The following is a 23428-nucleotide window of genomic DNA, read 5'->3' on the forward strand; positions in this document are numbered from 1 at the left end:
GCGCTGGCGCATCCGTGCGGCCACCGCGGCCTGCTCGTCGTCGAGGGTGCCGAGGAAGGCCACGAGCAGGCCCGCCCCGCCGCCCGTGCGCAGGGGCGGGGCGTGGCGTCGCTGGCGGTGGCCTCGGCGACGGTCAACACCCTCGGCAAGCGTTCGGTGCGGCGGGTGCGGCCGGGGCTGGACGCGGTGCCGGTGATACGGCAGCTGACGCGGCAGCCGTTCACCACGTCCTTCCCCTCGGGGCACTCGGCCTCGGCGGCGGCCTTCGTCACCGGGGTCGCCCTGGAGCGGCCGGTGTGGGGGCTGGCCCTGGCGCCGCTGGCCGCGTCCGTGTGCTTCTCCCGGGTGTACACGGGCGTGCACTATCCGGGCGACGTGGTGGCGGGGGCGCTGCTGGGTGCGGGTGCGGCGTTCGCGGTACGCGGGGTGGTACCCACGCGCGGGCAGCTGGCGCCGCCGGCCCGGCCGCGGGCCGAGGCGCCGGCGCTGCGGGGCGGGCGGGGGCTGGTGGTGGTCGCCAACAACGGTTCGGGGCAGCGGCTGCAGGGGCGGGCGGACCCGGTGCCGGAGATCCGCGCGGTGCTGCCGGACAGCGAGATCGTCGAGTGCGCTCCGGACGAGTCGCCGGAGAAGGTGCTGGAGGCGGCGGCCGTACGGGCCACCGAGCTGGGTGGGGCGCTGGGCGTCTTCGGCGGTGACGGCACCGTGAACGCGGCCGCCGCCGTCGCCGCGCGGCACGGCCTGGCCCTGGCGGTGCTGCCCGGCGGCACGTACAACCACTTCGCGCACGACCTGGGCATCGAGTCGTCCGCCGACACCGCGCTGGCGGTGGAGGCCGGCGAGGGTGTGGCGGTGGACATGGTGCGCTTCGACGGGCACCGCTTCCTCAACACCTTCAGCATCGGCGCCTATCCGGAGCTGGTGCGCGTGCGCGAGCGGTGGGCGCCGCGGGTGGGTGCCTGGCCGGCCGGGATCGCGGCCGCGGTGCATGTGCTGCGCACCAGTGAGCCGGTGGAGTTGCGGGTGGAGGGCCGGCGCCGCCGGGTGTGGCTGCTGTTCGCGGGCAACTGCACCTACCGCGGGGTGGGCGCGGCCCCGGTGCGCCGGTACGACCTGGCGGACGGGGTGCTGGACGTGCGCATGGTCCTCGGTGGCCGGCTGGCCCGCACCCGGCTGCTGCTGGCCGCGCTGTCGGGGGCTCTGCGGCATTCGCCGGTGCTGCGCTCGGACCGGGTGCGGCGCCTGACGGTGGAGGAGGTGCCGCCGGGCACTCCTTTGGCGTACGACGGTGAGGTGTGCCCGGCGCCGCGGTCGCTGACGCTGGAGAAGGAGAACGAGGCGCTGGTCGTCTACCGGTTGCCGGGGCGTTGACACGGCGCCGGGGTCCTCAGTCCATGCGACCGAAGGGGCTGTCGTCGAGGGCGGCCAGCAGGGCGGCGGGGTTGCGGTAGACGGCGATCGCGCCGGCGCGTTCGAGGTCGTCGCGGCCGATGCCGCCGGAGAGCAGGGCGATGCAGTCCACGCCGGCGGCGCGGGCCGCCTCGACGTCCCAGACGGTGTCGCCGACGAACAGGGCGCGCTGCGGCGGCACATCCGCCTCCTCCAACGCCACGCGCACCGGTTCGGCCGCGGGTTTGCTCTCCTCGACGTCGTCGGCGCTGGTGGCGGCGCGGATGGCATCGTCCGCGCCGAGGGCGCGGCGCAGTGCCGCGAGCTCCGCGCCCTTGGCGGAGGTGGCCAGGACGACCCGCCAGTCGCGGTCGGACAGGGCGCGCAACAGCTCGGGGGCGCCGTCGAGGACGGCCAGGCGCTCGAACCAGGTGGCGTACAGGGTGCTGTGCGCGGCGCTGATCGCGGCGTCGCCGTCGCGGTCGCGGTCCTCGCCGAGCAGGCGGTCCATCAGCCGGTCGGAGCCCATGCCGACGGTGTGGTGGATGTCGGTCATGGCCACCCGGTGGCCGGCCTGGCGGAACGCCTCGAACCAGGTGACGGCGTGCAGGTAGTTGGTGTCGACGAGCGTGCCGTCGACGTCGAAGACGGCCGCGCGGGGGTGGGCCTCGCTCGCGGCGGTGGTCATGTCGTCGTACGCGGTCACGGCGGCCGCCTCAGGGGGTGAGGAGTGTCTTGATCATGCCGTCCTCCTTGGCCTGGAAGGTCTTGTAGGCCCCGGGGCCCTCCTCCAGGGGCAGGACGTGGGTGGCGAAGTCCTCGACGCCGAGCGGGTCGGCGTCGCTCAGCAGCGGCAGGATGGCGTCGGTCCAGCGGCGCACGTTGGCCTGGCCCATGCGCAGCTGGATCTGTTTGTCGAACATCGTCATCATCGGCATGGGGTCGGTCATGCCGCCGTAGACGCCGACGACGGAGATGGTGCCGCCGCGGCGCACCACCTCGATCGCGGTGTGCAGGGCGGTGAGGCAGTCGACGCCGACGCGGTCCATCAGGCGCTGGGAGACGGCGTCCGGCAGCAGGCCGGTCAGCTGCTGGGCGGCCCTGCTCGCCGGGGCGCCGTGCGCCTCCATGCCGACGGCGTCGACGACCGCGTCGGTGCCCCGGCCGTCGGTGAGCTCGCGGACGGCCGGGGCGAGGTCCTTGCCGTGTTCGCGCAGGTCGAGGGTGGCCACGCCGCGCGAGCGGGCCCGCTCCAGGCGTTCGGGCACCAGGTCGACGCCGATGACCTGCCCGGCCCCGCGGTGCAGGGCGATGCGGGCGGTCATGTCGCCGATGGGGCCCAGGCCCAGCACGGTGAGGCTGCCGCCCGGGGGGAGCGCCGCGTACTCGACGGCCTGCCAGGCGGTGGGCAGGACGTCGGAGAGGTAGACGAAGCGCTGGTCGGGCGGGCCGTGGGGCACCTTGACCGGCAGGGTGTCGCCGAAGGGCACCCGCAGGAACTCGGCCTGCCCGCCGGGCACCTGCCCGTAGAGCTTGGTGTAGCCGAAGAGGGAGCCGCCCTTGCCGCGGTCGCGGACCTGGGTGGTCTCGCACTGCGACTGCAGGCCCCGCTCGCACATCCAGCAGGTGCCGCAGGAGAGGTTGAACGGCACGACGACGCGGTCGCCGACGGCGAGGGTGGCGACGTCGGGCCCGGCCTCCTCGATCACCCCCATCGGCTCGTGGCCGAGGATGTCGCCGGGCTCCAGGAAGGGGCCGAGGAGCTCGTAGAGGTGCAGGTCGGAGCCGCAGATGCCGGTGGAGGTGATGCGTACGATCACGTCGGTCGGCTCCTGCAGCACCGGGTCCGGGACCGTCTCGACGCGTACGTCCCGTTTGCCGTGCCAGGTCAGGGCCCGCATGTCGCTGCCTTCCGCTCGCCGTCGGATCGCCCTGCCGGGTTCCCTTCCGCGAGCGGCCGAAACGCCGTCGCTCAGGGGCTGGTGGCCGGCTCGGGCCGGGGGCCCGGTCCGGGCAGCGGGCCCGGGGGCGGCAGGGGGTCGGGCCCGGGTGGCGGGGGCGGCGGGGGCCGGTCGGGGCCGGGCTGCGGGGGCGCGGGCGGTACGGGGTCGGGGCCGCCGGGCCCGGGGCGGGGCCCCGGTGCCGGTCCCGGCCGGGGACCGCCGGGTCCGGGCGCCGGGGTGGGCTCGGGCGGTACGGGATCCGGTGGACGCGTCAGTTCGAACATTGCTGCCGGGTACCCGCCCGGCAGGCGGCGAACCCTCGCTGTTTGAGGTGGCGGGCCGCGGCTACCCGTAGCACCCGTGGTGCCGCGCACGGCCGTCGACGAGGGGTGTTCCCTGCCATGACCGACTACGGCTACTTCCTGTCCTGCGAGGAGCACACGCCGCAGGGCCTCGTCGAGCAGGCCCGGATGGCCGAGGATGCGGGCTTCACCTCGCTGTGGATCTCCGACCACTTCCATCCCTGGACCGGTGAGCAGGGCCAGAGCCCCTTCGTGTGGTCGGTGATCGGCGCCCTGTCGCAGGCGACCTCGCTGCCGGTGCAGACCGCGGTGACCTGTCCGACCGTGCGCATGCATCCGGTGGTCACGGCGCAGGCGGCGGCGACGAGCGCGGTGCTGCTGGGTCCCGGCCGCTTCCGGCTGGGCGTGGGCAGCGGCGAGGCGCTCAACGAGCACGTCCTGGGCGGCCGCTGGCCCGAGGCGCCGATCCGGCTGGAGATGCTCACCGAGGCGGTGGAGGTGATGCGCCGGCTGTTCACCGGCGAGGAGGTCAGCCACCGCGGCCGCCACTACACGGTGGAGAACGCCCGCCTGTACACCGTCCCCGACGAGCCCGTGCCCGTCGACGTCTCCGCCTTCGGCCCGGCGGCGCTGAAGGTGGCGGCGCAGATCGGGGACGGCCTGGTGACGATGGCGCCCGAGAAGCAGGCCGTGGAGCGCTTCCGCTCCCTCGCCGGCGCGGACAAGCCGGCGATCGGCGGGATCAAGGTGTGCTGGGGCACCGACCGGGACGCCGCGGTGGACACCGCCCACCGCCTGTGGGCGGTGGAGCAGCTGCCCGGCGAGCTGAACCAGGTGCTGCCCACGCCCGGCCACTTCGAGCAGGCGGCGACGATGGTGCCGCGCGGGAAGGTGGCCGAGTCCGTGGTGTGCGGTGACGACGCCGACGCGCACGTCGCCGCGCTGCGGGCGTACGCCGATGCGGGCTTCGCGCGCGTGCACGTCGGTCAGATGGGGCGCGAGCAGCGCGGCTTCTTCGACTTCTACGCGACGAAGGTGCTGCCCAGGCTGGCCGGCTGACGGTGCGCCGATCGGCGCAAGGACGGTTTGCCCCGCGGCGATCCCGGCTACAGACGAAGGCGCCCGCCTGAGGGATGGAGAGCCGATGCCGCAGCTGGACCACGACACGAGCGTCCAGGGCGCGGCCGCCGGCGAACCGGAGAGCCGGCCGGTGAGGCTGGGGGTGCGGATCCTGGGCTACCTCACCACCACGGACCACAAGGTCATCGGCAACATGTACCTGGTGACCGCCTTCGGCTTCTTCCTGCTGGGCGGGGTGCTGGCCATGCTGATGCGGGCCGAGCTGGCCCGGCCGGGGCTGCAGATCGTCACCGCCGAGCAGTACAACCAGCTGGTGACGATCCACGGCACCGTCATGATGCTGCTGTTCGCCACCCCCATGTTCGCCGGCTTCGCCAACGCCGTGATGCCGCTGCAGATCGGCGCCCCGGACGTGGCCTTCCCGCGGCTGAACGCGATGACGTACTGGCTGTTCCTCTTCGGCGGCCTGATCGTGGTCTCCGGTTTCCTCACCCCGCAGGGTGCCGCCTCCTTCGGCTGGTTCGCCTACGCCCCGCTCAACAGCGCGGTGCGCACGCCGGGGGCCGGCGGGGATCTGTGGGCGATGGGGCTGGTGGTCGCCGGGCTGAGCACCACGCTCGGGTCGGTGAACTTCATCGCCACCATCGTCACGCTGCGGGCGCCGGGCATGACGATGTTCCGGATGCCGATCTTCACCTGGAACATCCTGTTCACCTCCATCCTGGCGCTGCTGGCCTTCCCCGTGCTCACGGCGGCGCTGCTGGCGCTGGAGGCGGACCGCAAGTTCGGCGGGCACGTCTTCGACGCGGCCAACGGCGGGGCGCTTTTGTGGCAGCACCTGTTCTGGTTCTTCGGCCACCCGGAGGTCTACATCGTGGCCCTGCCGTTCTTCGGCGTCATCACGGAGATCGTCCCGGTCTTCAGTCGCAAGCCGCTGTTCGGCTACTTCGGCATGGTGGGGGCGACGATCGCCATCACCATGCTCTCGGCCACCGTCTGGGCGCACCACATGTTCGCCACCGGTGCGGTGCTGCTGCCGTTCTTCTCCCTGCTGTCCTTCCTGATCGCGGTGCCGACGGGGGTGAAGTTCTTCAACTGGATCGGCACGATGTGGCGCGGCAGCCTCTCCTTCGAGACCCCGATGCTGTGGGCGATCGGCTTCCTGGTGACCTTCCTGCTGGGCGGGCTGAGCGGGGTGCTCATCGCCTCCCCGCCGCTGGACTTCCACGTCACCGACAGCTACTTCATCGTCGCCCACCTGCACTACGTGCTCTTCGGCACGGTGGTCTTCGCGATGTTCGGCGGCTTCTACTTCTGGTGGCCGAAGTGGACGGGGCGCATGCTCGACGAACGGCTCGGCCGGATCCACTTCTTCACCCTCTTCGCCGGCTTCCAGATCACCTTCCTGGTGCAGCACTGGCTGGGCTCCGAGGGCATGCCGCGCCGCTACGCCGACTATCTGGCGGCCGACGGCTTCACCGTGCTGAACACGCTCTCGTCGATCGGCGCGTTTTTGCTGGGGCTGTCGACGCTGCCGTTCCTGTACAACGTCTGGAGGACCGCCGTGTACGGGCAGAAGGTCGTGGTCGACGACCCGTGGGGGTTCGGGCGCTCCCTGGAGTGGGCGACCTCCTGCCCGCCGCCGCGGCACAACTTCGTGGCGCTGCCCCAGGTGCGCTCGGACTCCCCCGCCTTCGACCTGCACCATCCGGAGGCCGGTGACCGGCCGGTGCCCGTGGGCGCCCCGGAGGCCCGGCCGAGTCTGGAGGGCGAGGAGGGGGAGCTCGAATGAAGGCGGAGGCCCTGCTGTTCGCCGGCGTGGCCGGCTTCTTCCTCGTCACCGACGCCTTCTACACCTCCTGGGCGCGGGAGCCGGCCGGCACGGCGGCGTTGACGGTGTCGTTCGCGATGGCCTCCGTCGTCTCCTTCTTCTGCCTGGTCAACTACCGGCGCCGGGGCGCCCGGCCGGAGGACCGCACCGACGGCAAGGTGGCCGACCGGGCCGGTCCGCTGGACTTCTTCCCGCCGCACAGCGCCTATCCGGTGCTCACCGCGGCCGGCGCCGGGCTCACGGCCCTGGGCATCGTCTTCGGCCTGTGGCTGTTCCTGCCGGCCGTCGGTGTGCTGCTGGCCGGCGTGCTGGGCATGACGTTCCAGTTCAACCGGCGGCCGGGCTGAGCCGGTGGGCCGCCGCCCGGCGCGGGCGGCGGCCCACCGGTTCAGGGGGCGAACACTCCGCCGTCGGCGAAGGCCAGGGCGGCGAAGTTCTCGCCGATGCGGCGGTGGCCGGCGGCGTCCGGGTGGAGCGCGTCGGGCAGCGGCAGTTCGGCGAAGTCCGCCTCGCCGTACAGCGAGCGGCCGTCGAGGTAGTGCAGGTGGGGGTCCTCGGCCGCGCGCCGCTCGACGACGTCGGCGAGCTGTTGCCGGATGAGCGTGAGGGTGAGCCGTCCGGGCTCCGCGGGGTCGCCCAGGGCCCGGAAGCCGACCTTCGGGCCGTCGATGTCGGCGGTGAGGGGGCCGGGGGTGTCCTCCTGGATGGGGCACAGCAGCGGCGAGACGACCAGCAGGGGCGTGGTGGGGTGGCCCTCGCGGATGGTGTCGAGGAAGCCGTGCACCGCCGGTGCGAACGCCCGCAGGCGCATCAGGTCCAGGTTGGTGATGTTGATGCCGATCTTGACGCTGAGCAGGTCCGCGGGGGTGTCCCGCATCGCCTGGGCGGTGAACGGGTCGAGCAGGGCGTTGCCGCTGAGCCCCAGGTTGATCAGCTCCACTCCGCCGAGGGCTGCGGCCACCGCCGGCCAGGTGCCCGTGGGGGCCAGCGCGCTGGATCCCTGGCTGATCGAGCTGCCGTGGTGCAGCCACACCCGGCGGCCGCGCCCGGACAGCGGCTCGACCGGGGCGTCGGTGCGCAGCGCGATCAGCTCGGTGATCTCCGTGTGCGGCAGCCAGATCTCGACGTCCTTCTCGGTGCCGGGCAGGCCGTCGAAGCGGGCGGTGCCGGGCGGGCCGGGCCGGGTGGTCACGGTCTGCGTGGCCCAGTCGAGGGTGTCGAGGTTGCCGCCGGGGACGGTGGTGCGCCCGGCGGGGCGGCCGTCCACCGTCAGTTCGTAGATCCCGTCCTCGGCGCCACGCAGGCCCGCGTAGGCGGTCTTCGTCGGCAGGACGTCGAGTTCGACCGCCGTGGCCCGGGTGCGGAAGGCCAGGCGCACGCCGGAGGGCCGGGCCGAGGCCCGGGCGAGGTGGTCGTCGGGAAAGAGCCTGCGGGCCCGGGCGGGCAGCCGGTGCGGCAGCACGCCGTGCTCGGTGCGCTCCAGGTCGAGGGCGCCGCGCACGATGCGGGCGTCGATGGGGGTGGTGGTCCAGCCGGGGGCGGGGTGGGACTGCGCGTTCATGCCCCCAGCCTGCCAAGGGCGGGGCGCGGGCGCACCCGCCTTTTCGAACGCCTGCTCAGCTCTTGTCGTGCTCCTGCCCCGGCTCCGTCTCCGGTTCGGCCAGCCGGCCCGCGATCTGTGCGCGCTGGGCCTCGGTGACGGGCATCTCGATGCGGTCGCGGTAGTACCAGGAGCTCAGCGCCGTGCGCAGCCGTACGCGGCGCGGGGCGGGCCCTTCCTGCACGGTCAGCGGCCTGGGCATCTCACGGACCATCAGGGGGTAGGCCTCGGCGGCGGGAAGCGGCTCGCTGCCCTCGTCGAGGGCGCCGAAGACGCTCTGGGCGACCTCGCCGTTCTCCTCGCCCTCCGTGAGGCGGCCGCGGTCGCGTTCCTGCAGGGCCAGGCACAGGCGCTTGGTGAGGGCGAAGGCCAGGACGGGGCCGGCGACGACGAGCACGCGCAGCACCCAGGTCAGGTCGTTGACCGAGATGCGGAAGGTGTAGGCGATGACGTCGTTGCCGCCGGCGATGAGCAGCAGGGCGTAGGCGACGGTGGCGGCGACGCCGAGGCCCGTGCGGGTGGGGCGGTCGCGGGGGCGGTCGCACAGGTGGTGCTCGCTCCGGTCGCCGGTGACCCACTTCTCGAACCAGGGATAGGCGTACAGCACGGCGAACAGGGCCGCCGGCAGCACGACCGCGGGCAGCAGGACGTTCCACATCAGCGTGTGGCCGGCCACGTTGTTCTCCCACGGCGGCATCAGCCGCAGGGCGCCTTCGAGGAAGCCGACGTACCAGTCGGGCTGGGCGTCGGTGGCGACCTGGTCGGCGCGGAAGGGGCCGTAGTTCCACACGGGGTTGATCTGGGCGAGGGCGCCGAGGACGAACAGGAACCCGCAGACCATGAGCATGAGCCCGGTGGACTTGGCCGTGAACTGCGGGAACATCGGCTGTCCGACGACGTTGCGGTTGGTCCTGCCCGGCCGGCTCCACTGCGTGTGCTTGAGGTACACCACGAGGAACAGGTGCAGGCCGACGAGCGCCAGCAGGACGCCGGGGACGAACATCACGTGCACGACGTACAGCCGCGGGATGAGCAACTCGCCCGGGAACGGGCCGCGCCAGATGAAGAAGGCGAGGTAGGTGCCGACGAGGGGGATGGAGGTGACGATGGTGTACGCGGTGCGCAGCCCGGTGCCCGACAGCAGGTCGTCGGGCAGGGAGTAGCCGCAGAAGCCCTCCAGGAGGGCGAGGACGAAGAGGGTGACCCCCACCGTCCAGTTCAGCTCCCGCGGCCGGCGGAAGGCGCCGGTGAAGAAGATCCGCAGCATGTGCACGCCGGCGGCGGCGATGAAGACCAGGGCCGCCCAGTGGTGCACCTGACGGATCAGCAGGCCGCCGCGCACGTCGAAGCTGAGGGCGATCGCCGAGGCGTACGCCTGGGTCATGCGCTGCCCCTGCAGGGGCGCGTAGGAGCCGTGGTAGACGGTCTCCGTCATGCTCGGGTCGAAGAACAGCACGAGGAACGAGCCGGTGACCACCAGCAGCAGGAGGCTGTAGAGCGCGAGCTCGCCCAGGAAGTAGGACCAGTGGTCGGGGAAGGCCTTGCGCAGCAGCAGCCGGCCGGTCTCGCTGGCGGGGAACCTGCGGTCCAGTGCCGTGAAGCCGGCCTGTGCGGCCATCCGGGCCCGTTCCTCGACGCGCTCCTTCCGCCGCCCGAACAGCATGGGCCCACGCTCCCGTCCGCATCCGCGCGGGCGGCCGCACCGCCGCACCGCGGCTGATGGGTAACCGGTGCGCCGGCGGGTCAATCCCCCGGGCGGGGCGGATTAGGCGGTTCAGGGGGCTGCGGCAGGGCTCATCCGGCGGCTTGCTGGAGTTTGGCGTAGGCCAGTTGCAGGACGTCCGCCGCGGAGACCACGGTCATGCCGCCGGCCAGCCAGCGGGTGGCGGTCGGTGCCACGAGCAGGCCGGCGACGCCGGCCGTGGCCACCCACTGCGTCAGGCAGAAGGGGCAGATGAGCAGTTCGCCGACGGCGTGGCGCACCGGGCCGGGCCGGGGTGCCTCGGTCACCTCGCCGGGCCCGGCCGGCTCCTGGTAGGTGGTGAAGGGGGCGCGCAGCGGGGAGGTGACCGCGTCCTTGGCGAGCAGGCGGCTGGTGCGGAAGGTGGCGACGGCCAGCAGGGCGAGGTCGGCGGGGGCGGGGCGCCGCGGCAGGGGCCGGCGGCGGGTGAGCGCCACGGCGCCCGCCGCGGTGGCGGCCAGGGCCGCGTAGCCGCCGAGCAGGGCGACGTAGCCCACCAAGGGGCGCTCGCCGCCGGCCTCGTCGGCGCCCTGCTCGTAGCTGCGCCGGATGCGGCCGAGGCGGCCGCCGTCGCGCCGTGTGTGTCCCACGCGTCCTCCCGCTGCTGGTGTGCCGGTGGTCCGGGCGTACGCGTACCCGCTGCCGTCGACGCTATGACCGGGCGGCGGCGCGCGCGAGCGAGGGCACCCCGGCCGGAGGTGCGCTGCGCGCCGGGGGGTGTTTCCCCGGCGGGGATCAGGGGAGCCGAGGGGGCATGGACCACTCACAGGCGCCTGTGCTGGAGGCCCTCGCCGCGTACGCGGAGACCGGCCGGACGCCGTTCACCCCGCCCGGCCACAAGCAGGGGCGCGGGGCGGATCCCCGGGTGCGCTCGGTGCTGGGCGAGGCGGTGTTCGCGCACGACGTGCTGGCCATCAGCGGCCTGGACGACCGGGCAGGGCGGCACGAGGTGCTGCAGCGCGCCGAGCGGCTGATGGCGGACGCGGTGGGGGCGGAGCACACCTTCTTCTCCACCTGCGGCAGTTCGTTGTCCGTCAAGGCGGCGATGCTCTCGGTGGCCGGGCCGCACGAGGAGCTGCTGATCGGACGGGACGCGCACAAGTCGGTGGTCTCGGGGCTCATCCTGTCCGGCGTGCGGCCGGTGTGGGTGGAGCCGAGCTGGGACGCGGACCGGCACCTGGCCCATCCGCCGTCGCCCGAGGCGTTCGAGCGGGCCTTCGAGCGGCACCCGGACGCCAAGGGCGCTCTGGTGACCAGCCCCACCCCGTACGGGACGTGCGCGGACCTGGCGGGCATCGCCGAGGTGTGCCACCGGCGGGACCGGCCGGTGGTGGTCGACGAGGCGTGGGGGGCGCACCTGCCGTTCCATCCGGACCTGCCGACCTGGGCCATGGACGCGGGGGCGGACGTGTGCGTCACGTCCGTGCACAAGATGGGCTCGGGCCTGGAGCAGAGCTCGGTCTTCCACCTGCAGGGCGAGCGCGTGGACCTGCACCATCTGGCCGCGTGCGCGGACCTGCTGGGCACCACCTCGCCGTCGGTGCTGGTGTACGCGGCGCTGGACGGGTGGCGCCGGCAGATGGTCGAGCAGGGGCGCGAGCTGTACGAGCGGGCCCTGGCCCTGGCCCGCTCGGTGCGCTCGCGCGTGGAGGGGATCGAGGGGATGCACGTCCACGACCGGGCCGACTTCTGCGGGCCGGGGCGCGCGGCCGACCTCGACCCGCTGCAGCTGATCGTCGACATCGCCGCGCTGGGCACCACCGGCTACCGGGCCGCCGACTGGCTGCGCGAGCACCACCACATCAACCTGCACGTGTCCGACCACCGCCGGATCAGCGCCCAGCTGACCCACGCCGACGACGAGGGGACGGCCGCGGTGCTGCTCGCGGCGCTGAGCGACCTGTCGCGGAACGCCGGGGAGCTGCGCACGTCCACCGTGGTGGAGGTGCCCTCCCCCGCGGACCTGCGCCTGGAGCAGGTGCTCCTGCCCCGGGACGCGTTCTTCGGCCGTACCGAAATGGTGCCCGGCAACAAGGCCGAGGGCCGCGTGGCCGCGGAGATGCTCACCCCCTATCCGCCCGGCATCCCCGTGGCCCTGCCCGGCGAGCGCCTGACGGCACCGGTCCTGCGCTACCTGGACAGCGGGGTACGGGCCGGCATGCTGGTCCCGGACGCCGCCGACCCGGAGCTGGGCAGCGTGAAGGTGGTCGTGGAGTCCGCCGCGTCGTGACCGGCGGGCCCTTGGTCAGGCCGTGGCCGTGAGCTCCTCGATGCGCTCGGGGAAGTCCGGCTGCGGCAGGGGCAGGTCGACCTCCTCGACGAAGCCGAGGGCGTCGGGCACGTAGGCGATGACGGCGGAGGCCGCCGGGGAGAAGCGTTTGCCGCCGCGCAGGCTGTCGAGCATCTGCAGGGCCGCGTTGAGGTCGCAGCGGTCGATGTCCTCGGGCGTCTGCGGGATGAGGGCCTCCAGGCCCGCCTGCCGCCGCCACAGCTCGGCCTCCCGGCGCTCGCCGAAGGCCATGTGGTGCAGGTACAGGCAGCAGGCGGCGCCGGCGGCGTCCGCGCCGGCGGCGAACTGCCACCAGAAGCGGGCGCTGTCCTCCCGGTCGGCCAGTTGCAGCACGCACCCCAGGACCAGGGCGCCGTCGGGCTCCAGGAGCCGGTGCGCGAGGAAGGCGCCGAGCTTGTGCAGGTCCTGGGCGACGACCGTCTCGCACAGGCTGCGCAGGCGCCTGCGGAAGGCGCGGTGCGGCAGGGAGTTGCGCTCGGCGGCTCGCACGGCGGCGGTGCGCGCGGGCTCCATCTCGTCGTCGAAGTACAGCGCGCCGTGCCACATGCGCTCGGCGAGGCGGGCCCGCAGGCGGGCCTCGGCCTGATCGGTGTCGGCGACCGTGTAGGGCCGTGGTTCGAGGCGGGCTTTGGCCAGGGCGTGGTCCAGGGAGCCGATCACCGGTGCTCCTCTTCTCTCTCCAGTCCGAGCGCGTCGTGGAGACGGTGTCTTGCGAATCGGGCGGTGGAGCGGACACCGCCTTGGGTGATGCCCATGATGTCGGCGGTCTCCCGGATGGTGTAGCCGAGGCAGTAGTGCAGGACGATGACATCGTGCTGGCGTTCGGGCAGGGCGCAGATGGCCTTGTAGATGGACAGGCTCTCCTCGAGCTCCCCGATCGGGTCGACGGCGTGGCGCAGGGCGGTGGTCTCGAAGGCGGCGGTGTCCATGACGGTGGGCCGCCGGCCCCGGGCGCGGGCGCAGTCGATGGTGCGGTGGCGGACGACGGACCAGGCGTAGGCGTTGGGGGACTCGGTGGCCAGCACGTCGCTCCAGCCGAAGCAGAGGTCCTCGAAGGCCTGGTCCACGGCCTCTTCGGCGTCGTGGCGGTTGCCGAGGTAGAGCTCGGCCCACTGCATGTATCGGGGGCGGTAGAGCTGATGGAAGGCGCGGTAGTCGGCAGGCAGTTCGGTCATGGGAAACGTACCCGCGTTGCGGGCGGGCATCACCGTTTGCCTCCCCGCCGCCGCTGCGGAGTCCGGTGATCGGCGCCGAGGACGCAACGGAACGGCGCCGCGCTCCGCACCTCGCCTGCATCGTGTGGGATCACGGAAGTACTGGTCCCTCCGGTCGTGGATGGTCGTGGGCCGGTCAGGGCGTGCCAGGCCCGCGTCACCGCACCCCGGAGGCGACGCCTTGCTCTCCCCTCCGCCTTTAATGGCGTTTCTGGAGGGGCGTTTGTGCATGAGCAGATCGTAAAGTCTTACGGAAGGTTGTCGTCCGGTTACGTTCGGACACATGTGCGGTCGCTGGAGGGGAACGGGGCCGCTCTGCCACAGTTCGCTCCGACGCATCGGAAACGATCAAGGAGCTTGCCGTGCGAATAGGCGCAGCATCGCGCTTCCGGACGACACTGCACTTACAGAGAACACTGCGCACGCTGGCCGTCGGGGCGGCCGCGGTGGTGACGGCCTCGGGGCTGCTCGGTGCCCCGGCCGCCCGGGCCGCCGACCGGCCCGAGGCACCGCTGATCGCGGCGGACTCGGCCGCCGGCGCGAAGTTCCGCTCCTCCGGCCGCCTCATCGGGGGCGGCGGCACCACCTGCACCGCGACGGTCGTGCACGCGACGGGCCGGCCGGACCCCGCACAGAAGGCGCTGGTCCTCAGCAACGGGCACTGCGCCGACGACGGTCTGCGCACCAACGAGGTCGTCGTCGACCGGCCCGCGCCGCAGGACTGGAGCTTCACCCCCGCCTACTTCCACGACAACACCGCCGAGCAGAAGACCTTCCGCGTCGAGCGCATCGTCTACGCCACGATGAAGGACATCGACGTCTCGGTGCTGCAACTCTCGGCCACTTACGGCAAACTGGCCCGGCTGCGGGTGACACCGCGTACGCCGGCCCCCGCGCTGCCGCCCACCGGCACCCGGCTGCAGGCCGCCCACGCCCCCAGCGACGGCGTCGAGGACGGCAAGCGGTTCCTGCGCCTGTCGACGTGCAAGGTCACCGGCTCGTCGGTGGCCCTGCACGAGCACACCTGGCTGTGGCGGGGCTCCGGGCGCACCGACTGCCTCGGCATCAGCGGCGGTTCCTCGGGCGGCCCGGTGACCACCGCCGACGGCGAGCGGATCGTGGGCATGCTCAACACGCTGGTCACGCCCGGCTACCTCGGCTGCGGGCTCGGCCGCCCGTGCGAGGGCTCGTCCTCGGGGCTCGTGGTGCCGAAGGACGACACCGTCTACGCCACGCCCGTCGGCGCCGTCGCCTCCTGCCTGGAGGAGCGCGGTCTGCGCCTGTCGCGGCCCGGCTGCCGGCTCGACCGCGGCGAGCAGGTGGGCGTCGAGTTCTCCGGCCGCCAGACGCGCTCGGTCACCGAGCAGGGCCCCGCCCGCTGGGACGCGCACGTGACCCCGGCCGACGCCGCACGCCACGCCTATGTCGCCTTCAAGAGCGGGCCGTTCGGCACGGTGGACTGCACCAGGCCGGAGGGGTACGCACGGCCCCGGGCACTGCCCGCCGCCGGCGTGGACCACACCGACGTCCTGCCCTCGCGCGACAACCTGTACGTGCTGTGCGTGGCCGGCGGGCCGGACGCCACCCTGCACGGCGCCGCCTGGTCCACCTCCCTCGCCCACGCCGCGTACGCCTACGTCCGCGTGGACAACACCCCGCCGACGGTGGCCCCTACGGTGGACGTGCAGCGCTTCGACGGCGAGGACGGCGCCTTCTTCTGGGTGCGTCCCGTCTACGCGCCCTGGGAGATCACCATGTACAAGGTGAAGTACGGGCCCCGGGCGAGCACCGACTGCGCCGATCCCGCGGGCTACCGGCCGTTCCTGGGCATCCCGGCGAGCCTGAAGGCCTCCGAGGGGCCGTGGCGGTACTGCGCGATCGGCTACGACAACGCCGAGAACCCCACTCCCCCGCTGGCGAAGGACGTCTCCTGACGCACCGGGCGGGTCCGGCTCCGGAACGTCCCCGGACCCGGACCCGCCCGGCGGGATGACGCCCGATCAGTCGGCGGCCGGGGCGTGGTGGCGGCTGATGTTGCGCTCCAGCAGCCCCAGGCACTCGGCCACGCCGACGGACCCGGGGACGACCTCGGGCAGCCGGCCGTCCTCGCCCTTGAGCCGGCGCAGGGCCTCGTCCATCGCCGTCTGGGCGGCGAAGAGGCAGGGGGTGCTGTAGATGGCCACGTCCACGCCGAGGTCGCCGAGTTCGGTCAGGCTCAGGCGTGGCGACTTGCCGCCGGCGATCTGGTTGAACAGCAGGGGCTTGTCGCCGATGACGCCGCGGATCTTGCGGATCCACTCGACGCTGCGCACGCCGTCGACGAGGACGACATCGGCCTCGGTGGCGGCCAGGGCCTCGGCACGGCGCAGGATCTCGTCCTCCTCGGTGGCGTCCGTGCGCGCCACGACGAGCAGGTCCCGCCGGCTGGCGAGGACGAGTTCGAGCTTTTCGAGGTACTCCTCCAGCGGCAGGATCTGCTTGCCGCTCACGTGCCCGCAGCGACGGGGCCGCTTCTGGTCCTCCAGGATCACGCCCGAGGCGCCGATGGCCTCCAGGTGCTGCACGGTGTGGCAGGCGGTCTCGGGGTCGACGTAGCCGTCGTCGATGTCGACGAGCAGGTGCTGGCGGGGGAAGGCCAGGCGCAGGCGCTGGACGAAGGCGACGATGTCGGGCCAGGCGATGAAGCCGATGTCCGGCAGCCCGTAGTGCGAGGCGGCGAAGCCGAATCCGGAGATGAACATGCCGTCGTAGTGCTGGGCTGCGACGGAGGCGGAGAACATGTCGAAGATGCCGATGAGCGGGGTGGTGCCGGGCGTGGCTATGGCATCGCGTAGCCGGTTCGGGTGATTCACGGTACCCTCCGGGAGAGGTTGCGCCGACGCGTGGTACCGACCGCTGCCCACTACAGCTCGCGGTCGGTCCGGCCGGCGTCGCGGACCGTTCGGGAAGCCCCGGGGCACGGCTGTCGCACCGTCACGTGCGATGCCGTCCCCGGGTCTTTGTCGTGCCTGCCGACGGGCAGGGTCCGGACATTAGTCAAGCTTTGGTCATGGAGCAATATTGGCGAGGTAAAACCGACCGTCAGGGGCACCACTTCCCGCCGCGCACTGCACTGGCATATGGCGCGCTCCCGACCCGGGAGCGCGAGGGCTCCTGCGGCGCGCCGGGGTGCACCATGGCCGAGAACGCCTCGTTCCGCAGGGGCCCGGCGCCCCTGGAACCGACCGCTCAGCCCCGCTGGGCGTCGAGCAGGCCCTGGATGTCGATCTTCTTCATGCCCATCATCGCCTGCATGACGCGCTGGGAGGTCACCGGGTCGGGGTCGGCCAGCAACTCCGGCAGCGCCCTGGGCACGATCTGCCAGGACACACCGAAGCGGTCCTTCAGCCAGCCGCAGGGGCCCTCCTCGCCGCCGCCCTCCGTCAGCCGCGCCCACAGCTCGTCCACCTCGGCCTGGTCCGCGCAGTCGACACTGAGCGAGAGGGCCTCGGTGAAGGTGAATTCGGGGCCGCCGTTGAGGGCCATGAACCGCTGCCCCGCCAGTTCGAAGTCGATGACCATGACCATGCCGGGCTCCCGCGGGCCCGCCTCGCCGTACCGCTTGACCTCGAGAATGCGGGAGCCGGGGAAGACGGAGAGGTAGAAGTCGACCGCCTCCTCGGCCTCGGTGTCGAACCACAGGCAGGGCGTGATCTTCTGCATGGCGGCATCCTCCTGACGGGTGGCGAGCCGTGCCGGCCGGTACCGAGTAGACCCGATGCCCGGCCGGAACGCACTCACCCGCGGCTGCGCGTCAGCCTTCGAGCGCCGCAATTCCCACTCCGGTGGCGTCCGGCCCGCCGCAGTGGTACACCGCGCGGACCGGGCGCCTGCGCCTACTTGGTGGCCGGCTCGTGCAGCGAGCTCAGGTCGTGGGCGTAGATGCCGACGGCGTGCGCGATGACGTCGATGTTGGTGTCGAAGGACTTCAGGTCGATGTTCGACAGGTTGTCACCGGCGCCGTGGTAGTTGCGGTCGTAGGCGACGCCGGCCGTGCCGCCGTAGCGGGCCGCCTGCTCGGGGGTCTTGATGCCCTCGGCACCGGTGAAGGTGCCGCCCGCCGGGATACCGACCTCGATGAACGGGCCGTAGTCGGAGCGGCCGTCGAAGTCCGTGCCCTCGTGCGGCGTACGGCCGCGGTCGAGGAAGCCGTTGATGAGGCGCTCGATCTGCGCGGAGCCCTCGGGACCGGGCCCCGAGCCCTTGTGGTCGGAGTCGTCGCCGTCGTAGACGAACTCGACCGGGTTCGGGGAGGCGATCATGTCGAAGTTGAGGTACAGCGCGATGTCCTTGCGCTGCTTCTCGTTCAGCTGGGCGACGTAGTGCTCGGAGCCGAGCAGGCCCAGCTCCTCACCCGACCACCAGGCGAAGCGCACCTTGTTGGCGGGCTTGTGGCCGGGCCTGCGGATCTCGTCGGCGAGGTTGAGCGCGACCTCGATCAGGCCGGCCGAGCCGGAGCCGTTGTCGTTGATGCCCGGGCCCGCGGGCACGGAGTCCAGGTGGCTGCCGAGCGTCACCACGTGCCCGGCATCGCCGCTCCTGGTCTCGGCGATCACGTTGCGGGTCTGCCGCTTGATCGCCTCGGTGGCCACGTTCAGGGTGACGCGCACCTCGCCCTTGGCGACGGCCGCGGCCAGCGCCTCGCCGTCGGCGAGCGAGATGCCGCCGGCGGGGATGTGGGCGTTGGCGGGGGCCTCGACGCCGCCGTGCACGGGGGCGGTGCCGGAGTGGTTGTACAGGATGAGGCCGGCGGCGCCCGCCTTGGCGGCCACCTCCTCCTTCTGCTTGAACGTGCAGGAGCCGCGCTTGACGAGGGCGATCTTCCCGACGAAGGAGCCGGAGGCGTAGTCGTCCAGGTCGCAGCCGGGGGTGTCGTCGACGCGCGCGGCGGCCAGCGGGGCGGTCAGGCCGCCCTCGGGCGAGGCCTTGCTGAAGTCGTAGGCCCTGACGGTGATCTCGCGCTGCTCGGGGGAGAGCACGGTGAGCTTCTCGCGCAGCGTCTTGGACTCGTAGAAGTCGAAGTTCTGGTACGAGACGTCGTAACCGGCCTTCTTCAGCAGGCGGTAGACGTACTCGGAGGAGGCCTGGTGGCCGGGGGTGCCGGCGGCGCGGTTGCCGCCGTTGGCGTCGGCGATCTGCTGAAACGCCTTCAGGTGGCGGTAGGCGCTCTTCGCGGTGGAGGCCTTGACCAGCTTCTTGGCGAGCCGTTCGGCCTGTCTGTTGTGCTGCGAGGAGGGCGCGGGGCTCGCTTGCGCGGGCGCCGCGGCGGCGAGCAGGAAGGGGGTGGCGACGACGGTCGCCGCCAGAGCCGATATCGCGCGCCGGCGTGAAGGTATGCGCACGGAAGGTCCTTTCGGGTCCGGCCGACCGGGTCGGATCGACCCGGCGCGGGGCCGGTCGGCGGTCGTGGGTCGACCGCGGCTGGAGGGACCCTAACCGAGCACGGCGGTGTGGCGGCAGGGTTTTCCCGGGCGGCGACACAAGATCGACACGGCGTGGCCATGTGGGCCGTTGTGCGAGGCTGGAGGGGTTTTGCGGGAGCGGAAAGGACTTCGAAGATGCTGCAGCACAGAACCGTCGGCGACCTGATGACCCACTCGGTCGTACGGGTCCAGCGCGGCACCCTCTTCACGGAGATCGTGCACGTGCTGCAGGAGCACGACATCACGGCCGTGCCGGTGGTCGACGAGGAGGACCGCCCGGTGGGCGTGGTCTCCGAGGCCGACCTGCTGACCAAGGCGTCCGGCCGCCCGGACCCCTCCGGACTGCTCGCGCCGGAGCACGCCGACGAGCAGGTGCGCGTCAAGTACGAGGCGACGACGGCCGAGGGGCTGATGACCAGCCCCGCCGTGTGCGCCCGGCCCGGCTGGAGCGTCGTGGAGGCTGCGCGCACCATGGAGGAGCAGCGCGTCAAGCGGCTGCCGGTGATCGACGATTCCGGCCGGCTGGTGGGGCTGGTCAGCCGGGGCGACCTGCTGCGCGTCTTCCTGCGCACCGACCGGGCGATCAGGGAGGAGATCATCGAGGACGTCCTGGTGCGCACCCTGGGCGAGCCGCCGTCGGCCGTGGGCGTCGAGGTCAACCACGGCCAGGTGCGCCTGAGCGGCTCGGTGCGGCGCAGCGGCCTGGTGCCGGTGCTCGTGCAGTTGTGCCGCAGTGTGGACGGCGTGGTGAGCGTCGAGCACCACCTGAGCGCGCAGGTCGAGGACGACGCGACCGCGCCCTGACCGCTCCCTACGCCCTTCGGGTGAACCCGGGGCGGCGGGACCGGGCCCGCGCCGGCCGGCCGTGGCGCAAAAGCCCCGGCCGGAAATGCTCTGGTGGCCGAATGCATACGGCGGCGATCCTTGCTCCGCGCCAGGCGTACTGGTCGGTCGGGTGCCCGCACTCGCCGGTGCCCGGCTTCCCGCCCCAACGCCTGGCTGCTGGTCCGCACGGCCTGAACCACCCCGAGGAGTACGTTTCCCGTGTCCTTCCTGTCCCCCGACTACCCCGAGATCCTCTACCCCGCCGACGAGGGGGAGATCTCCGCGTCCTTCCGGCCGGCCGACAGCGCGCCGGACTACACCGCGCCCAACGGCAACACCTACCACTACCTGTCCACCCGGCTGACCACGGACGGGCTCTTCGGTCTCTACCAGAACCGCATGGGTCCGGCCGTCGGCGGGACCAGCCCGCACTTCCACAAGACCATGTCCGAGGCCTTCTACGTGCTCTCGGGCGAGATCCATGTCTTCGACGGCGAGCGCTGGTTCGACGCCTCCAAGGGCGACTACCTCTACATCCCGCCGGGCGGGGTGCACTCGTTCGGCAACATCTCCGGCGAGCCGGCGGAGTTCTTGATGCTCTTCGCCCCCGGCGGCGCCCGGGAGGGCTACTTCGAGGGCCTGGAGCACGTGGCGGGGATGACGGACGCGGAGCGCGCCGACTTCTTCCTGCGGCACGACAGCTTCTTCGCCGACATGGCCAAGGGGCCGGGGGCCGACTCCTGGGAGGACCGGGCCGCGCTCCGCAAGTCTTTCAAGACGCGCTGATCAGCCGGCCTCCGGCAGCAGTTGGGGCGTCCTGGGGCCCGGAGTGGCCGGCCCCAGGACGGCGCGCAGGACCCGCGGCGCGAAGAGCGAGGTCGCCGGGGCCGTCAGGTGCAGCACCGCGCGGAAGGCGTCGCCCACCACCGGGTTGCCCGTGGCCCGCTCCTGCACCCGCTTGAGGTACCAGTCGGCGGGCCGGTCCGCCGGCCGCGGGCGCAGGGCGTTGCCGGTGGCGCCGGGTACGTTCTTGTCGGCGCCCGCCGAGATGTCCCACGCCTGCCGGGTGGCGGCGAGCAGCGCCTGCTGGACGCGCCGGGTGGTGGGAGTGCGCCGGGCGTCGGTCAGGGCCTCGCGCAGGGCGACGGCGCAGAGCGCGGCCACCGACATTCCCTGTCCGTAGACGGGGTTGAAGGCGCACAGGGCCTCGCCGGTGGCGAGGAAGCCGGCGGGACGGCGACCGGGCAGGTCGTAGCGGCGGCGCAGGTTCCCGGTGGCCCGGTAGCCGTGAACGGGCGAGACGGGCTCGGCCTCGAGCAGCCATTCGTGGGCGACGGGGTGCGGCAGCCGGGCCGCGTACTCGATGAACTCGGCGGCGTCGGTGGGCGGTTCGTAGCCCCGCAGACCCGAGAGGATGACCGACCAGCGGTCGTCCTCCAGCGGCAGGATCACGCAGCCGTACGGCTGGGCGGGGTTGGGGATGATGTAGACGCCCCGGTAGCCGGGCGACGGCTGCCCCGCAGCGGTGCGGAACTGGCGCGTCGCATAGGCCAGCCCGGTCTCCAGCCGTTCCTCGCGCGGCGGTTCGGCGCCGAGCGCGGTCAGCCATGAGGGGGCGCGCGAGGACCGGCCGGAGGCGTCGACGACGAGGTCGGCCGGCACGTCCCGCAGGGCCGTGGGCCGGCCGCGCTCGCGCAGACGGACGCCCCGCACGCGCGTCGCGTCGCCCAGCAGGCCGGTCACCTCGGCGCCCTCGACCACGGTGATGCGCGATCCGGCCAGGACGCGCCGCCGCACCACCCAGTCGGTCAGCGGGCGGGAGCCCGTGAGGATGTGACTGGTGGCGTCGGTGCGCCGGTACCAGTGTCCGGCCTGCCACTGCACGATCTCGGTCGGCATGGCCACGCGCGGGGAGCCGTGGGCGATGAGGTCGTCGACGACGCCGGGCAGCAGCGATTCCAGCGCCCTTTGGCCGCTGCCCAGCATGACGTGGGTGTGGCGGTCCTGCGGTACGCCGGGCCGGGAGGCGGGCTCGCCGGGGAAGCGGTCGCGCTCGACGAGGGTGACCTCGTCGGCGTGTGCGGCCAGGACGTGCGCGGCGAGGAGGCCGGCGAGGCCGCCGCCGATGACGACGGCGTGCCGGGCGGCGCCGCGCGGCTCGTCCCGTCCGTCCGCCGTGTCCTTGGTCTCTGCCGTGCTCACCATGTCCCACCCCATCCGGTCGTGCTCCGGGTCCGCCCGGTCGGCCCGGGCGGAGTGCGATCACCGTATCGGTGACTTGTGTTGGCGCCGGTCACCGGGCGGCGTGCGGCGTGCAGCCGAGGGTGACCCCGATGACTTTTGTTCGTTTTCGGGGTGAACACCAGCTTCGCCCCGAATCAGGAGGGTCCCCATGCGCATGCGCCACACCGTCGCCCCGCTGCTCGCCGCCCTGTCCCTCGCCGCGGTCGCGCCGGCCGAGGCGGCGGCCGCCCCGCCGGTGGCGCCCCCGCCGCCGGCGGGCGGCCTGCCGCGGACCGTGTCCTTCCAGGCGGCGGCCGACCTGCCGGGCCCGGCGGCGCTGGCCCCCGGCCCGGACGGGTACGGGGAGGACGGTGTCGAGGGGCCGACCATGCTGCTGGGTCAGGCCGTCGACACCGTCGGCCGCCCCGTGCGTTCCCTGGTCTCGCCGGTGCTGCGGCCCACGGGGCTCGACCGGCAGCTGAGCAGAGTGCCGGTGCTGGGCGGGCTCTTCGGCGACCACGGCGAGGGACAGGGCGCCGAGAGTCAGGGCAGTGAGGGAGGGGGCGGCGAGCAGCAGGGGGACGGTGCGGCGCAGGGCCCGGCGGCCGGGACGCCGGCCGGCCGCCCGGCCATGGGCCGGGACCATGGGTGAGGCCCGGCCCGGCGGCACCTACTTGACGAAGTCCTGCACCACCTTGGGCGGCCAGGTGCCGACCTTGAGCACCCCCATCGAGTAGGCCCGTGAGACCAGTGCGGCGCGGTTGGGCACCTTGAGCTTCCGCAGCAGGCAGGTCACGTGGTACTCGACGCCCTGCCGGCTGAGGTACAGGCGCGAGGCGAGCGGGATGGTCGAGATGCCGGCGGCTATGCCCTCCAGGATGCGCGCGTCCATCTCGGAGAGGATCTTCTTGCGGTTGGTGACGACCCGCGCGTCCTCGCTCTCCTCGGTGGAGGGCATCATCACCAGGATCGCGGTGGTGTCGGGCAGTCCGCCGCGCACGGAGACGGCGGTGAGCGGGACGGTGAAGGCCGCCTCACCGGGGCCGACGGCGATGACGGGGGTGACGAACCGCTGCCGGCGGCCTTCGAGGAGCTGCGAGAACTGACGCATCAGCGGCTGCTGGACGCTGGGGTGGACCACGTCGTTGAAGCTGCGGCCGCACAGCGCTCCGGAGGAGTCCTCGAACTGCCGGTAGAACTCCTGGTTCGCCTGCCGGATGGTCAGCGAGGTGTCGAGGCTCGCCATGCACAGCCCCGCACGGTCAGGCTGCGGGGCGGCGGCCCGGAGGTCACCGGGGCGGGTGTCGTGGGGGGTTGCGACCCCTGCCGGATCGACAAGAGCCGGGGCGGAATTCATCAAGAGATGGGACCCTTTCATGGCACTTCACATGTGCGGAATCGCTGGGAAATCGCGCTGCAACCGCGAATCCTGATCTTCGTCCCGTGGCCGAACGGCCGAACTGAGTGAAAGCCTAGATAGGCCCGACTCGCCGGGTCAACGACCGCCCTGACCCTTGTCCTAATCCTG

The 23428-nt window shown here is 72.9% G+C and carries 21 protein-coding genes; 9 read left to right on the plus strand and 12 right to left on the minus strand.

The features are described from left to right. The first annotated feature begins 3 nt into the window (after positions 1–3). Entirely contained in the window at positions 4–1371 is a 1368-nt protein-coding gene (locus AB0K17_RS15310) for a phosphatase PAP2 family protein (protein WP_365983249.1), read from the plus strand. 16 nt (positions 1372–1387) lie between these two features. On the opposite strand, the gene AB0K17_RS15315 is transcribed toward AB0K17_RS15310, so the two are convergent. Continuing rightward, positions 1388–2077, minus strand: coding sequence for an HAD family hydrolase (locus AB0K17_RS15315; protein ID WP_365983250.1), 690 nt, complete (start codon positions 2075–2077; stop codon positions 1388–1390). 28 nt (positions 2078–2105) lie between these two features. Next, positions 2106–3290, minus strand: coding sequence for an alcohol dehydrogenase catalytic domain-containing protein (locus AB0K17_RS15320; protein WP_365983192.1), 1185 nt, complete (start codon positions 3288–3290; stop codon positions 2106–2108). A gap of 443 nt (positions 3291–3733) precedes the next feature. Here AB0K17_RS15320 and AB0K17_RS15325 point away from each other — a divergent pair, with 443 nt between their 5' ends. The 3 genes from AB0K17_RS15325 to AB0K17_RS15335 all read left to right on the plus strand — a co-directional run bounded on the left by AB0K17_RS15325 (position 3734) and on the right by AB0K17_RS15335 (position 6892). Next, positions 3734–4693, plus strand: a complete 960-nt coding sequence (locus AB0K17_RS15325; RefSeq protein WP_365983193.1) for a TIGR03557 family F420-dependent LLM class oxidoreductase — start codon at positions 3734–3736, stop codon at positions 4691–4693. An 85-nt stretch (positions 4694–4778) separates the two neighbouring features. Next, positions 4779–6506 (plus strand): cytochrome c oxidase subunit I, encoded by a 1728-nt coding sequence (ctaD, locus tag AB0K17_RS15330; protein WP_365983194.1) that lies wholly within the window; start codon positions 4779–4781, stop codon positions 6504–6506. Further along, positions 6503–6892, plus strand: coding sequence for a cytochrome c oxidase subunit 4 (locus AB0K17_RS15335; RefSeq protein WP_365983195.1), 390 nt, complete (start codon positions 6503–6505; stop codon positions 6890–6892). Before ctaD ends, AB0K17_RS15335 begins: the two co-directional genes overlap by 4 nt. Before the next feature lie 41 nt (positions 6893–6933). Here the strand turns inward: AB0K17_RS15335 and AB0K17_RS15340 are convergent, their stop codons facing one another. The 3 genes from AB0K17_RS15340 to AB0K17_RS15350 all read right to left on the minus strand — a co-directional run bounded on the left by AB0K17_RS15340 (position 6934) and on the right by AB0K17_RS15350 (position 10476). Next, positions 6934–8106, minus strand: a complete 1173-nt coding sequence (locus AB0K17_RS15340; RefSeq protein ID WP_365983196.1) for a GDSL-type esterase/lipase family protein — start codon at positions 8104–8106, stop codon at positions 6934–6936. Positions 8107–8161: 55 nt separating this feature from the next. Beyond that, positions 8162–9808: a ubiquinol-cytochrome c reductase cytochrome b subunit gene (locus AB0K17_RS15345; protein WP_365983197.1), complete on the minus strand. Its 1647-nt coding sequence runs from the start codon at positions 9806–9808 to the stop codon at positions 8162–8164. A gap of 131 nt (positions 9809–9939) precedes the next feature. Next, positions 9940–10476, minus strand: coding sequence for a DUF1360 domain-containing protein (locus tag AB0K17_RS15350; protein ID WP_365983198.1), 537 nt, complete (start codon positions 10474–10476; stop codon positions 9940–9942). A gap of 164 nt (positions 10477–10640) precedes the next feature. On the opposite strand from AB0K17_RS15350, the gene AB0K17_RS15355 reads away from it, so the two are divergent. Further along, positions 10641–12116: an aminotransferase class I/II-fold pyridoxal phosphate-dependent enzyme gene (locus AB0K17_RS15355; RefSeq protein ID WP_365983199.1), complete on the plus strand. Its 1476-nt coding sequence runs from the start codon at positions 10641–10643 to the stop codon at positions 12114–12116. A 15-nt stretch (positions 12117–12131) separates the two neighbouring features. Here AB0K17_RS15355 and AB0K17_RS15360 read toward each other — a convergent pair whose 3' ends face one another. After that, positions 12132–12836, minus strand: coding sequence for a hypothetical protein (locus AB0K17_RS15360; RefSeq protein WP_365969086.1), 705 nt, complete (start codon positions 12834–12836; stop codon positions 12132–12134). Next, positions 12833–13351 (minus strand): sigma-70 family RNA polymerase sigma factor, encoded by a 519-nt coding sequence (locus tag AB0K17_RS15365; protein WP_365969085.1) that lies wholly within the window; start codon positions 13349–13351, stop codon positions 12833–12835. The genes AB0K17_RS15360 and AB0K17_RS15365 overlap by 4 nt, the downstream gene beginning before the upstream one ends. A 401-nt stretch (positions 13352–13752) precedes the next feature. On the opposite strand from AB0K17_RS15365, the gene AB0K17_RS15370 reads away from it, so the two are divergent. Next, positions 13753–15324, plus strand: a complete 1572-nt coding sequence (locus tag AB0K17_RS15370; protein WP_365983200.1) for a trypsin-like peptidase domain-containing protein — start codon at positions 13753–13755, stop codon at positions 15322–15324. 66 nt (positions 15325–15390) lie between these two features. Here the strand turns inward: AB0K17_RS15370 and AB0K17_RS15375 are convergent, their stop codons facing one another. The 3 genes from AB0K17_RS15375 to AB0K17_RS15385 all read right to left on the minus strand — a co-directional run bounded on the left by AB0K17_RS15375 (position 15391) and on the right by AB0K17_RS15385 (position 18771). Beyond that, on the minus strand, positions 15391–16242 hold the full coding sequence (locus AB0K17_RS15375; RefSeq protein ID WP_365983201.1) for an isocitrate lyase/PEP mutase family protein: 852 nt from the start codon (positions 16240–16242) through the stop codon (positions 15391–15393). Between the two features lie 376 nt (positions 16243–16618). Further along, positions 16619–17092 carry a VOC family protein gene (locus AB0K17_RS15380; RefSeq protein WP_365969081.1) on the minus strand — a complete coding sequence of 158 codons (474 nt, stop codon included), beginning with the start codon at positions 17090–17092 and terminating at the stop codon, positions 16619–16621. A gap of 173 nt (positions 17093–17265) precedes the next feature. After that, on the minus strand, positions 17266–18771 hold the full coding sequence (locus AB0K17_RS15385; protein ID WP_365969080.1) for a M28 family metallopeptidase: 1506 nt from the start codon (positions 18769–18771) through the stop codon (positions 17266–17268). A 219-nt stretch (positions 18772–18990) separates the two neighbouring features. On the opposite strand from AB0K17_RS15385, the gene AB0K17_RS15390 reads away from it, so the two are divergent. Both AB0K17_RS15390 and AB0K17_RS15395 read left to right on the plus strand, forming a co-directional pair. Then, positions 18991–19656: a CBS domain-containing protein gene (locus tag AB0K17_RS15390; RefSeq protein WP_365969098.1), complete on the plus strand. Its 666-nt coding sequence runs from the start codon at positions 18991–18993 to the stop codon at positions 19654–19656. Positions 19657–19896: 240 nt separating this feature from the next. Beyond that, a complete protein-coding gene (locus AB0K17_RS15395) occupies positions 19897–20463 on the plus strand; it encodes a cupin domain-containing protein (RefSeq protein WP_365969079.1) in 567 nt (188 codons plus the stop codon). Here the strand turns inward: AB0K17_RS15395 and AB0K17_RS15400 are convergent, their stop codons facing one another. Next, positions 20464–21882 (minus strand): FAD-dependent oxidoreductase, encoded by a 1419-nt coding sequence (locus tag AB0K17_RS15400; protein WP_365983202.1) that lies wholly within the window; start codon positions 21880–21882, stop codon positions 20464–20466. A gap of 187 nt (positions 21883–22069) precedes the next feature. Between AB0K17_RS15400 and AB0K17_RS15405 the strand changes: the two genes are divergently transcribed. After that, positions 22070–22552 (plus strand): hypothetical protein, encoded by a 483-nt coding sequence (locus AB0K17_RS15405; RefSeq protein WP_365983203.1) that lies wholly within the window; start codon positions 22070–22072, stop codon positions 22550–22552. Positions 22553–22570: 18 nt separating this feature from the next. On the opposite strand, the gene AB0K17_RS15410 is transcribed toward AB0K17_RS15405, so the two are convergent. Then, a complete protein-coding gene (locus AB0K17_RS15410) occupies positions 22571–23146 on the minus strand; it encodes a LuxR C-terminal-related transcriptional regulator (protein ID WP_365969097.1) in 576 nt (191 codons plus the stop codon). Positions 23147–23428: the final 282 nt, after the last annotated feature.

It is taken from the genome of Streptomyces sp. NPDC049585 (assembly GCF_040675615.1).
In the GTDB taxonomy this organism is placed as follows: Bacteria; Actinomycetota; Actinomycetes; order Streptomycetales; family Streptomycetaceae; genus Streptomyces; species Streptomyces luteosporeus.

Coding starts and splice junctions, on each gene's coding strand:
- AB0K17_RS15315 (WP_365983250.1), bottom strand. CDS start 2,077: ATGACCACCGCCGCGAGCGAGGCCCACCCCCGCGCGGCCGTCTTCGAC.
- AB0K17_RS15320 (WP_365983192.1), bottom strand. CDS start 3,290: ATGCGGGCCCTGACCTGGCACGGCAAACGGGACGTACGCGTCGAGACG.
- AB0K17_RS15325 (WP_365983193.1), top strand. CDS start 3,734: ATGACCGACTACGGCTACTTCCTGTCCTGCGAGGAGCACACGCCGCAG.
- ctaD (WP_365983194.1), top strand. CDS start 4,779: ATGCCGCAGCTGGACCACGACACGAGCGTCCAGGGCGCGGCCGCCGGC.
- AB0K17_RS15335 (WP_365983195.1), top strand. CDS start 6,503: ATGAAGGCGGAGGCCCTGCTGTTCGCCGGCGTGGCCGGCTTCTTCCTC.
- AB0K17_RS15340 (WP_365983196.1), bottom strand. CDS start 8,106: ATGAACGCGCAGTCCCACCCCGCCCCCGGCTGGACCACCACCCCCATC.
- AB0K17_RS15345 (WP_365983197.1), bottom strand. CDS start 9,808: ATGCTGTTCGGGCGGCGGAAGGAGCGCGTCGAGGAACGGGCCCGGATG.
- AB0K17_RS15355 (WP_365983199.1), top strand. CDS start 10,641: ATGGACCACTCACAGGCGCCTGTGCTGGAGGCCCTCGCCGCGTACGCG.
- AB0K17_RS15365 (WP_365969085.1), bottom strand. CDS start 13,351: ATGACCGAACTGCCTGCCGACTACCGCGCCTTCCATCAGCTCTACCGC.
- AB0K17_RS15380 (WP_365969081.1), bottom strand. CDS start 17,092: ATGCAGAAGATCACGCCCTGCCTGTGGTTCGACACCGAGGCCGAGGAG.
- AB0K17_RS15400 (WP_365983202.1), bottom strand. CDS start 21,882: ATGGTGAGCACGGCAGAGACCAAGGACACGGCGGACGGACGGGACGAG.
- AB0K17_RS15405 (WP_365983203.1), top strand. CDS start 22,070: ATGCGCATGCGCCACACCGTCGCCCCGCTGCTCGCCGCCCTGTCCCTC.
- AB0K17_RS15410 (WP_365969097.1), bottom strand. CDS start 23,146: ATGGCGAGCCTCGACACCTCGCTGACCATCCGGCAGGCGAACCAGGAG.